Here is a 12,538-nt window from a genome sequence, read left to right on the forward strand (position 1 = left end):
TAAATATTGAGTTGATTGTCATTAGTGAGGTCACTACGTTTGTGTTATGAGAATAGTTGATTAGGTGTCGGGTCTTTTCAGACCAGGCATCTGCATGCATACCGAGCCTATTCAAACTTCAAGGAATGATGCTCATGAACACACGTACTCTCGCTTCTACGATGCTGGCTAACGTTACCCTGATCATTGATAGAAATGGTCAGTTCCGCGAACAAGCTGCAAATATGCCCCTCAGACCGGGCGACGTTGTCGTTCAGGTCAGCGAAGGTCCTAATCCACAAGTCACCGCCGAGTTGGTGAGCCCTGCCAATACTGCAAACACCAATCTGGACGGAGAAATAGCCCAGATTATTCAACAGTTAGAACTGGGAGCTGACCCGACGCAAAATCCTGATTTGGCGACCGCAGCAGGCGGAACTAACGGTTCCAGTCTGACGACTTCTGCCAGTATCAGTCGTACCGGCGATGAAGTGCTGGCGTCCACCAGTTTTGATACTTCCGGCCTGGAAGGTCTGGGGTTGTCGGCAACGCAAAGTCTGGCGCTGACCGATTTGGTCGCAGATACCGTTACGACATTACTGTTGAGTGGAAGTGATAGTGCTGAGGCGGATGAAACGGATGAGCCGGTGACTCTGGAAGGTGTGTTGCAGGTAGAAGGTGCCGATGGACTGACATTTATTGCGCAGCAGGATGTGGCGGGAGATTATGGTCAGTTTTCGATTGATGCCGATGGCAACTGGGTGTTCGTTGCTAATAGTGCCTTCGATGAACTTAACACCGGTGATTCGATTGTTGACCAGTTTCAGGTGGTGGGTACGGATGGCAGCACCCACACGGTTACTGTGATAATTAATGGTACTAATGATGTGCCGGTGTTTGTCGATGTGAATGACGCGGGTGATTATTCATTTAGTTATGATGAGGGTCAGACAGAAGGACAGACGATTGGTCAGGTAAGCGCTATTGACCCCGATAATGAGGTTCTGGCTTTTTCGATTAAGAATAACGTTCAGGACGAGCAGGGTAATGATCTATTCCAGATTAATAGTGAGACTGGTGAAATCAGTTTGACCGCTGCGGGTGTTGCTTCGCTTGCCAACGATTACGAACTCCCGGCTAACACGCACGGCATAGTGGTGACGGTAACGGAAGTTGACGGTAACGGTACGCCTCAGTCGGCGGATATTGATGTCATATTGATGGAACGTGATATTGACGACAATGCGCCGGTATTTAACCCCAACGATCCGGATAACCCGGACGGGGCGCAATACGCGTTTGAATATAACGAAAACAGCACGGTCGATGATGTACTGGGCACGGTGCAGGCCACGGATGCGGACGGTGAAGAAGTCACCTACAGCATCAAACAGAACGTGTTTGACGGCGACAACAACGCGCTGTTTACCATCGATGCCACCACAGGTGCGATCCGTCTGACTGACGCGGGCGTGGCGGCGTTTGCCAACGACTTTGAACTCGACCCGAACGAGCACAAGCTGATGGTGACCGCGACCGAAGTGGCGGGGCTGGGCGAGCAGCAATCGACTGATATTCCGGTCGCGCTGAGCGAGCTCAATCTCGATGATAACGCGCCGGTATTTAACCCCAACGATCCGGATAACCCGGACGGGGCGCAATACGCGTTTGAATATAACGAAAACAGCACGGTCGATGATGTGCTGGGCACGGTGCAGGCCACGGATGCGGACGGTGAAGAGGTCACCTACAGCATCAAACAGAACGTGTTTGACGGCGACAACAACGCGCTGTTTGCCATCGATGCCACCACAGGGGCGATCCGTCTGACCGACGCGGGCGTGGCGGCGTTTGCCAACGACTTTGAACTCGACCCGAACGAGCATATGCTAATGGTGACCGCGACCGAAGTGGCGGGGCTGGGCGAGCAGCAATCGACTGATATTCCGGTCGCGCTGAGCGAGCTCAATCTCGATGACAATGCGCCGGTATTTAACCCCAACGATCCGGATAACCCGGACGGGGCGCAATACGCGTTTGAATATAACGAAAACAGCACGGTCGATGATGTGCTGGGCACGGTGCAGGCGACGGATGCGGACGGTGAAGAAGTCACCTACAGCATCAAACAGAACGTGTTTGACGGTGACAACAACGCGCTGTTTACCATCGATGCCACCACAGGTGCGATCCGTCTGACTGACGCGGGCGTGGCGGCGTTTGCCAACGACTTTGAACTCGACCCGAACGAGCACAAGCTGATGGTGACCGCGACCGAAGTGGCGGGGCTGGGCGAGCAGCAATCGACTGATATTCCGGTCGCGCTGAGCGAGCTCAATCTCGATGATAACGCGCCGGTATTTAACCCCAACGATCCGGATAACCCGGACGGGGCGCAATACGCGTTTGAATATAACGAAAACAGCACGGTCGATGATGTGCTGGGCACGGTGCAGGCCACGGATGCGGACGGTGAAGAGGTCACCTACAGCATCAAACAGAACGTGTTTGACGGCGACAACAACGCGCTGTTTGCCATCGATGCCACCACAGGGGCGATCCGTCTGACCGACGCGGGCGTGGCGGCGTTTGCCAACGACTTTGAACTCGACCCGAACGAGCATATGCTAATGGTGACCGCGACCGAAGTGGCGGGGCTGGGCGAGCAGCAATCGACTGATATTCCGGTCGCGCTGAGCGAGCTCAATCTCGATGACAATGCGCCGGTATTTAACCCCAACGATCCGGATAACCCGGACGGGGCGCAATACGCGTTTGAATATAACGAAAACAGCACGGTCGATGATGTGCTGGGCACGGTGCAGGCGACGGATGCGGACGGTGAAGAAGTCACCTACAGCATCAAACAGAACGTGTTTGACGGTGACAACAACGCGCTGTTCACCATTGATGCCACCACAGGGGCGATCCGTCTGACCGACGCGGGCGTGGCGGCGTTTGCCAATGACTTTGAACTCGACCCGAACGAGCACAAGCTGATGGTGACCGCGACCGAAGTGGCGGGACTGGGCGAGCAGCAATCGACTGATATTCCGGTCGCGCTGAGCGAGCTCAATCTCGATGACAATGCGCCGGTATTTAACCCCAACGATCCGGATAACCCGGACGGGGCGCAATACGCGTTTGAATATAACGAAAACAGCACGGTCGATGATGTGCTGGGCACGGTGCAGGCCACGGATGCGGACGGTGAAGAGGTCACCTACAGCATCAAGCAGAACGTGTTTGACGGCGACAACAACGCGCTGTTTACCATCGATGCAGAAAGCGGAGAGATCCGTCTGACCGACGCGGGCGTGGCGGCGTTTGCCAACGACTTTGAACTTGACCCGAACGAGCATATGCTGATGGTGACCGCGACCGAAGTGGTGGGGCTGGGCGAGCAGCAATCGACCGATATTCCGGTCGCGCTGAGCGAGCTCAATCTCGATGATAACGCGCCGGTATTTAACCCCAACGATCCGGATAACCCGGACGGGGCGCAATACGCGTTTGAATATAACGAAAACAGCACGGTCAATGATGTGCTGGGCACGGTGCAGGCGACGGATGCGGATGGTGAAGAAGTCACCTACAGCATCAAAGAGAACGTGTTTGACGGCGACAACAACGCGCTGTTTACCATCGATGCCACCACAGGGGCGATCCGTCTGACCGACGCGGGCGTGGCGGCGTTTGCCAACGACTTTGAACTCGACCCGAACGAGCATATGCTGATGGTGACCGCGACCGAAGTGGCGGGACTGGGCGAGCAGCAATCGACCGATATTCCGGTCGCGCTAAGCGAGCTCAATCTCGATGATAACGCGCCGGTATTTAACCCCAACGATCCGGATAACCCGGACGGGGCGCAATACGCGTTTGAATATAACGAAAACAGCACGGTCGATGATGTGCTGGGCACGGTGCAGGCCACGGATGCGGACGGTGAAGAGGTCACCTACAGCATCAAGCAGAACGTGTTTGACGGCGACAACAACGCGCTGTTTACCATCGATGCAGAAAGCGGAGAGATCCGTCTGACTGACGCGGGCGTGGCGGCGTTTGCCAACGACTTTGAACTCGACCCGAACGAGCATATGCTAATGGTGACCGCGACCGAAGTGGCGGGGCTGGGCGAGCAGCAATCGACTGATATTCCGGTCGCGCTGAGCGAGCTCAATCTCGATGACAATGCGCCGGTATTTAACCCCAACGATCCGGATAACCCGGACGGGGCGCAATACGCGTTTGAATATAACGAAAACAGCACGGTCAATGATGTGCTGGGCACGGTGCAGGCGACGGATGCGGACGGTGAAGAAGTCACCTACAGCATCAAACAGAACGTGTTTGACGGCGACAACAACGCGCTGTTTGCCATCGATGCCACCACAGGGGCGATCCGTCTGACTGACGCGGGCGTGGCGGCGTTTGCCAACGACTTTGAACTCGACCCGAACGAGCACATGCTGATGGTGACCGCGACCGAAGTGGCGGGGCTGGGTGAGCAGCAATCGACTGATATTCCGGTCGCGCTGAGCGAGCTCAATCTCGATGATAACGCGCCGGTATTTAACCCCAACGATCCGGATAACCCGGACGGGGCGCAATACGCGTTTGAATATAACGAAAACAGCACGGTCGATGATGTGCTGGGCACGGTGCAGGCCACGGATGCGGACGGTGAAGAGGTCACCTACAGCATCAAGCAGAACGTGTTTGACGGCGACAACAACGCGCTGTTTACCATTGATGCCACCACAGGGGCGATCCGTCTGACCGACGCGGGCGTGGCGGCGTTTGCCAACGACTTTGAACTCGACCCGAACGAGCATATGCTGATGGTGACCGCGACCGAAGTGGCGGGGCTGGGCGAGCAGCAATCGACCGATATTCCGGTCGCGCTGACCGAGCTCAATCTCGATGATAACGCGCCGGTATTTGACCCCAACGATCCGGACGAAAACCGCTACGTGTTTGACTACTATGAAGGTCGGGTGATCACCAGTGAACTAGGTCGAGTATCGGCTTCAGACGCCGATGGGGAAAGAGTGACTTATAGCATCACTCAAAATGTCTACTTTAACGGCATGGCATTATTTGCCATCAATGCCGTCACCGGTGTAATTAGCTTAACTTCAGAGGGGGTCGCGGCGTTTACGAATAATTATGAGTTGGCTACGAATACGCATAACCTGGTAGTGACAGCTACAGAGGATGAAGGCTTGGGCATGGTTAAGTCGACAGATATTGATGTGATACTTAACGAGTTAAATATCGATGATGCCCCGATTGCGGAGAACTTTACCGTTCTGCTCAGCGATAACGTTGAAAGCACGATCGTGTTCGATTCGGATGACCCACAGCAAGACCATATTTCGGATATAGACGATGATGCTGCCGGTATTCAGGTCATGATTGTGCTGACATCATTGCCTGAGACAGGAACCTTGCTCTATACCGATGAATTCGGTGTCACCCGTGAGCTGACAAACACCGATCTCTATGTGGAGGGAGGAGATAAAGTCTTGCTCGATCCGCATTACATCAGCTTCGTTCCTTCCGGGGATGAAGTGGTGATTGGCTCTTCAGAAGATGGCTCTTTAACTGATAACAACGATGGGACCTACACCTTTACGCTAGAGAATGGTAATCAGGTTGAAATCTCAGCAACTAAGGTCAACGGAAACCGGACCGTTGCTTCAGATGTTGATCTGATTAACCATAATACTCAGGGGACTGGTTTCTCTGTGGAAGGAGGGGGTGGTATCAATACTACCGAGACCCTGACCGTGGATTTTAGTGACAACCCATTCTACAAGATCAGCTTCGCGGTGGACGGACTGAATAATAACCACGTTGCGACCGTAACGTTTACCTTCCTGGATGGATCGACGCACGTCGAATATTATGATGTGAATCAGGTTGATTATAGTTATGTGTCAAGTCAGCCAATTGTTCAGATGGACTTTTCTGCATCCAGCAACGATGAAACGGCGGGTTCCAATTATGTCGTGACCTATCTGTCTGGCTCTGAAGTTGTTACCGAGGATACCAGCTTTAATTACATGGCGGTCGATTCTGATGACCAGCTCAGTAACCAGGCCACGGTCACCCTGGATGCCGACAGTACCACGCCATCTTTTGATGTCGTCATTGGAGAAGACGGTGAGCCTATCATCCACGCGCAAATGGGCAATGATCTGCTCATTGGCTACGGCGGTCAGGCGGATGTATTCACCTGGCTGGATGCGGCCCTGGACAACAGTACTGACGTGGTCAAAAACTTCGAACGAGGCAGCGATACTTTAGACCTGACATCGGTGTTGAGCGATGATGAAACCTTCAACGATCTGCTGGCAAAAATCAGTATTGATGAAGTGGAAAGCGGCGATGAAGACCTCACGCTGAGAGTGGACCATGATGGTGGCGAACAGACCATCATCATTGAAAATGGTGTTGATATTTTCGACATCACAGGTGCGCTGGATACGGATACCGCCAACGCGATACTTAACCAAATAGTCAAAAATGATACCGTTTAATTAAGTGACCTGACATAGCCTCCGTTTAACCGACGGAGGTTGTGTAATTTCTTACTTTTATAACTTTCTGAATATTCGATAATTGTTATATTTTCTGTTGACTTAGTTGTAATTTATCGTTGAAAAGTGATTGCAGCGGAAAGTCATTTTATGGTAATTTCCGCAACAATCTCGGACAGTGCTTCTGGGGGATACGCGTAGTGACCATTCAGGCTGATTGGGACATTACGTAGGGTAGGTATCAGCAAGCCCTTTTGCTGATAGACGGGATACTCTTGCTGTGGGAACAGCATGTGAATGGGAAACCCAACATTGAACTCACTTAACTTACACACATTAATCAGCTTTGTACTTCCTCTGTGCCCTGTTCGCCAGGACAGTAGCATAACCGAACCTTGATTCCTGTTTTTTAGTGATTAGTCATCAAGCTGATGACCTTTAAGTTAATTCCGAATTTGTCTGCGGACACAGTCGGGACGTTTTGCTATTTGTCATTTCTCTTATCAACCATTTCCCGAGAAATAGACAGAACTTTAACCATTCAAGGGGACGAAGATGAGTACAGCCTTTGAAGTCGATAACGCTATCGCAACTATGTTTTCCAACCAAGTACCAGTATTAGACGGTACTTATGATCTAACTCCGGATGACGTCCTTCTTGAACAGGCAGAACATGAGTCCGCAGTGCGTTCATACCCACGCCGTTTACCGATTGCTATCAAGCAGGCTTTTGGCTGTCTGGTAGAAGATACCCGTGGTCAGATCTTTTTGGACTGTCTTGCAGGTGCAGGTACGCTGGCACTTGGTTACAACCACCCAGAAATCAATCAGGCTCTGAAAGATCAACTGGATTCAGGTCTTCCTTACCAGACTCTGGATATTGCCACTAAAGCAAAAACCAACTTCATCAAAGCGGTGAAGGGATTCCTGCCAGAAGAACTGGGTAACAACTGTGTGATTCAGTTCTGTGGACCATCGGGTGCTGATGCGGTAGAAGCTGCTATCAAACTGGCTAAGCAAACCACAGGTCGTAACACCCTGTTCGCGTTCCGTGGTGCATACCATGGTATGACGAATGGCACCATGGGTATGATGGGTAACCTGAATACGAAAGCACGTCGTACCGGCCTGATGTCAGACGTACACTTCATGCCTTTCCCATACAACCTACGTTGTCCGTTTGGTCTGGGTGGCGATGAAGGTGCGAAAGCGAGCATCCGTTACATTGAGCGTCTGCTGAACGACGACGAAGCGGGCATCATGAAGCCGGCTGCGATCTTCGTAGAACCGGTTCAGGGCGAAGGTGGTGTCATTCCAGCACCAGCATTTTTCCTGCGTGAACTGCGTCGTATCTGTGACGAGCACGGCATCCTGCTGATTTTTGATGAAATCCAGTGTGGTGTGGGTAAATCTGGCTACAACTTCGCATTCGAAGAAGCGGGCATCGTACCTGACGTACTGTGTCTGTCTAAAGCGATCGGTGGTGGTATGCCAATGTCTCTGCTGGTGATTAACAAGCAACACGATACCTGGAAACCGGGTGAGCACACCGGTACATTCCGTGGTAACCAGCTGGCAATGGTATCGGGTGCGAAAGCACTGGAAATCATTCAGCGTGATAACCTGGTTGAACAGGCGAATATCAAAGGCCAATACCTGCGTATGGGTCTGGAAAAAATTCAAAGCCGCGTAAACTGCGTTGCAGAAGTGCGTGGTAAAGGTTTGATGCTGGGTCTGGAAATCAAAGATCCAAGCGGTGAGCTGAACAAATTTGGTGAGCCAAAAGCGGCACCACAACTGACTCTGGACATTCAGCGTGCAGCGCTGGAGCGTGGCCTGATGGTTGAAAAAGGTGGCCGTGAAGGTTCGGTTATCCGTTTCCTTCCACCGCTGGTCATCTCATTTGAACAGATTGACTTTGCTCTGCGCGTGCTGGAAGAAGCAATGCTGGTTGCCGGCGGCGGTCAAAAAGACCCTGAGCAGGCAAACCAAGAGTGGAAAAAGCATTTCATTCATACCGGTCATATGGGCAGCCAGGAGTTTGCTCAGGTAATGAACCACACGACCGCTGCAATGAAAGCCGTATTTGAAGAAGTCGATGCACCGTACTCTGGTATTGATCCTAAAGCGCTGGAAGCAGCGATTTACGCGGTTGATCTGGATAACAAGAATGCGTCACTGAAAGAGGTGATTACCGATACCGCTGAACTGGTGGCTAAGAACTCTATCATCGTTCAGCACCCGGATTGTATTGCACACCTGCATACGCCGCCGCTGATGCCTTCTGTTGTGGCTGAAGCCATCATCGCGTCTCTGAACCAATCAATGGATTCATGGGATCAGTCTTCTGCAGCAACCTTCGTTGAGCAGAAAGTGATTGACTGGATGTGTGAAAAATATGAGCTGGGCGCGCAAGCGGACGGTATCTTCACCAGTGGTGGTACTCAGAGTAACCAGATGGGTCTGATGCTGGCGCGTGACTGGATTGCTGACAAGCTGAGCGGTCACTCGATTCAGAAACTGGGTCTGCCTGACTATGCTGACAAACTGCGTATCGTGTGTTCGAAGAAATCACACTTTACTGTTCAGAAGTCTGCTTCTTGGATGGGACTGGGTGAGAAAGCGATCCTGGCTGTCGATGCTCTGCCAAACGGCACCATGGATGTGACCAAGCTTGAAGCTGTGGTTGAACAAGCGAAAGCAGACGGCCTGATCCCATTTGCTATCGTAGGTACTGCAGGTACTACTGACCACGGTGCTATCGATGATCTGGTGACGATCGCTGACGTTGCTGACAAGCACGAAATGTGGATGCATGTGGACAGCGCATACGGTGGCGCTCTGATTCTGAGCAGCCATAAAGATCGTCTGAGTGGTATTGAACGCGCGCAATCAGTGAGCGTTGACTTCCACAAGCTGTTCTTCCAAACCATCAGCTGTGGCGCGCTGCTGCTGAAAGATAAGAGCAAATTCAAGTACCTGCTACACCATGCAGATTACCTGAACCGTGAGCATGACACGCTGCCAAACCTGGTTGATAAGTCTATCTCAACAACAAAACGCTTTGATGCCCTGAAAGTGTTTATGACCATGCAAAACGTAGGTCCTAAACAAATGGGCGCAATGTACGATCACTTGCTGGATCAAACCCAACAAGTGGCCGAATTGGTTCGTCAGCATGAAGCTTTTGAGCTTCTGGCTGAACCATCTTTGTCTACCGTGTTATTCCGCGCGGTAAACAATCAGGCGTCTGACCTGGATGCACTGAACAAAGTTGTTCGTCTGGAAGCCCTGGTACGTGGCGTAGCTGTACTTGGCGAAACCATTGTGGATGGCAAAACTGCCTTGAAATTCACAATCTTGAACCCATGCTTAAAGACTTCGGATTTCGAAGCTTTACTGGCTAAAATTGAAACTCTGGCTATTGAGCTAGCGAAATAAAGGTATACGGATACTATGTCTATTCTACAGATTGGGGCGGGCGGCGTTGGCTGGGTGGTCGCACATAAAGCGGCACAGAACAACGACGTGCTGGGTGATATTACCATAGCTTCGCGTTCTATCGCGAAGTGTGAGAAGATCATTGAATCAATCAAGGGTAAACAAAACCTGAAAGATTCTACTAAGAAGCTAGAAGCTCGTTCAGTGAATGCTGACGATGTAGACGCTTTGGTCGCGTTAATCGAACAAGTAAAACCGGACCTGGTGATCAACGCCGGTCCTCCATGGGTTAACGTGCCAATCATGGAAGCCTGTTATCGTGCAAAAGTGTCCTATATGGACACTTCTGTTGCGGTTGATCTGTGCTCTGAAGGTCAGCAAGTACCTGAAGCGTACGATCAGCAGTGGGCATATCGTGATAAGTTTAAACAAGCGGGTATCACCGGCATACTGGGCGCGGGTTTCGACCCGGGCGTAGTGAGTGTGTTTGCCGCTTACGCGGCAAAACATCTGTTTGATGAAATCGATACTATCGATGTGATGGACATCAACGCGGGTGACCACGGTAAAAAGTTCGCCACTAACTTTGATCCTGAAACCAACATGCTGGAAATTCAGGGCGACTCTTTCTTCTGGGAAGAGGGTGAGTGGAAACAAGTACCGTGTCACACTCGTATGATGGAGTTCGATTTCCCTAACTGTGGTCCTTTCAAGGTGTACTCTATGGCGCACGATGAAGTTCGTTCGCTGAAAGAGTATATCCCGGCTAAGCGCATTGAATTCTGGATGGGATTCGGTGACAGCTACCTGAACTACTTCAACTGCATGCGTGACATCGGTTTGCTTAACCCGGAACCTGTGACTCTGCACGATGGTACCAGTGTTCATCCTCTGCACGTGCTGAAAGCACTGCTGCCGGATCCGACGTCTCTGGCGCCGGGCTATACTGGTCTCACTTGCATCGGTACCTGGGTTCAGGGCAAAAAGAATGGCGAGCAGCGCAGTGTCTTCATTTACAACAATGCGGACCATGAAGTGGCTTACCAGGACGTTGAGCATCAGGCCATTGCTTACACTACAGGTGTACCGGCAATCACCGCTGCTCTGCAATTCTTCCGTGGCGAATGGGCTCAAGCTGGCGTGTTCAACATGGAGCAGTTGAATCCGGATCCGTTCCTGGAAACCATGCCATCAATCGGCCTGGACTGGGAAATTCAGGAGCTGCAACCTAGCGAACCAGTTATCAACATTCTGAAGTAATTTTGACTTACGGTTTGTCAGTTGAAATGAACTTAGATTGAGATGCAATAAACAGCCGTCACTTGTGATGGCTGTTTTTTCCATTTAAAGACTCAAATGATGATGCCTGCAGCAGGCAGTAATCAGGAAGCGAGACAATGCAAAAAAGCGAATTGAAAACCCCATACTTCATGATTGATGAAGGGAAATTGATCGAAAATCTGGAAATAGCCAAACGTCTGAAAGAAGTGTCAGGTGTTAAGCTAGTTCTGGCTCTGAAATGTTTTTCTACCTGGGGTGTGTTTGACATCATCAAACCTTACCTGGACGGCACCACAAGTTCAGGCCCGTTTGAAGTTAAACTGGGCTATGAAAAATTTGGTGGTGAAACTCACGCTTACAGCGTGGGCTATAGTGAAGATGACGTAAAAGAAGTCGCAGATATCTGCGATAAGATGATTTTTAACTCCCAGTCACAGCTGGCAGCTTATCGTCACCTGGTAGAAGGAAAAGCCTCTGTGGGTCTACGCCTTAACCCAGGTGTAAGCTACGCTGGCCAGGATCTCGCTAATCCGGCACGTCGTTTCTCTCGCTTGGGTGTGCAGGCAGACCACATTGATCCGGCCGTGTTCGAGAGTATCAATGGTGTCATGTTCCATATGAACTGTGAGAACAAAGATGTCGATGCCTTCATCAGCCTGCTGGATGCTATCTCTGAGCGCTTTGGCGCGCATCTGGATAAGCTGGACTGGGTGAGTCTGGGCGGTGGCGTATTCTTTACCTGGCCGGGCTATGATGTCGATAAGCTGGGTCTGGCGCTGAAAGCTTTTGCTGAAAAACATGCGGTGCAACTGTACCTGGAACCGGGTGAAGCGATCATTACCAAAACCACTGATCTGGTGGTCACCGTTGTTGACCTGGTTGAGAACGGCATGAAAACCGCGATTGTAGATTCTGCAACCGAAGCGCATCGCCTGGATACGCTTATCTACAATGAGCCTGCCTCTGTCCTGGAAGCAAGCGACAACGGTGAACACGAATACGTGATCGGTTCTTGTTCTTGCCTGGCAGGTGACCAGTTCTGTGTGGCGAAGTTTGAGCAGCCACTTAAAGTCGGTCAAAAACTGCATATCCTCGACAGCGCTGGTTATACCATGGTGAAGCTGAACTGGTTTAATGGCCTGAAGATGCCTTCTGTGTACTGCGAACGTACTAATGGCGACATTCAGAAGCTGAACGAATTTGGTTATGAAGACTTTAAGCGTTCTCTGTCGCAATGGTCAGTAAAATAATACCGTTGCCGCTTTGACAGCATAAAAAAATCCACCGCT

General features: G+C 51.2%; 4 protein-coding genes. All 4 read left to right on the forward strand.

Annotation, left to right across the window (positions count from 1 at the left end; translation table 11 throughout):
- The first annotated feature begins 134 nt into the window (after window positions 1-134).
- The 4 genes from KNV97_RS10185 (at window position 135) to nspC (ending at window position 12,499) form a co-directional block, all read left to right on the forward strand.
- Window positions 135-6,527 (forward strand): VCBS domain-containing protein, encoded by a 6,393-nt coding sequence (locus KNV97_RS10185; RefSeq protein WP_218563037.1) that lies wholly within the window; start codon window positions 135-137, stop codon window positions 6,525-6,527.
- Between the two features lie 555 nt (window positions 6,528-7,082).
- Complete coding sequence (locus KNV97_RS10190; RefSeq protein ID WP_218563038.1) at window positions 7,083-9,968, forward strand: pyridoxal phosphate-dependent class III aminotransferase; 2,886 nt, start codon at window positions 7,083-7,085, stop codon at window positions 9,966-9,968.
- Window positions 9,969-9,983: 15 nt separating this feature from the next.
- Window positions 9,984-11,228: a carboxynorspermidine synthase gene (locus tag KNV97_RS10195; protein WP_218563039.1), complete on the forward strand. Its 1,245-nt coding sequence runs from the start codon at window positions 9,984-9,986 to the stop codon at window positions 11,226-11,228.
- Between the two features lie 137 nt (window positions 11,229-11,365).
- Window positions 11,366-12,499, forward strand: coding sequence for a carboxynorspermidine decarboxylase (nspC, locus tag KNV97_RS10200; protein WP_136484813.1), 1,134 nt, complete (start codon window positions 11,366-11,368; stop codon window positions 12,497-12,499).
- The last annotated feature ends 39 nt before the right edge of the window (window positions 12,500-12,538 follow it).

Origin of the sequence: Vibrio ostreae (assembly GCF_019226825.1) — a bacterium.
GTDB classification, from domain to species: Bacteria; Pseudomonadota; Gammaproteobacteria; order Enterobacterales; family Vibrionaceae; genus Vibrio; species Vibrio ostreae.

Coding starts and splice junctions, on each gene's coding strand:
- KNV97_RS10195 (WP_218563039.1), top strand. CDS start 9,984: ATGTCTATTCTACAGATTGGGGCGGGCGGCGTTGGCTGGGTGGTCGCA.
- KNV97_RS10190 (WP_218563038.1), top strand. CDS start 7,083: ATGAGTACAGCCTTTGAAGTCGATAACGCTATCGCAACTATGTTTTCC.
- nspC (WP_136484813.1), top strand. CDS start 11,366: ATGCAAAAAAGCGAATTGAAAACCCCATACTTCATGATTGATGAAGGG.
- KNV97_RS10185 (WP_218563037.1), top strand. CDS start 135: ATGAACACACGTACTCTCGCTTCTACGATGCTGGCTAACGTTACCCTG.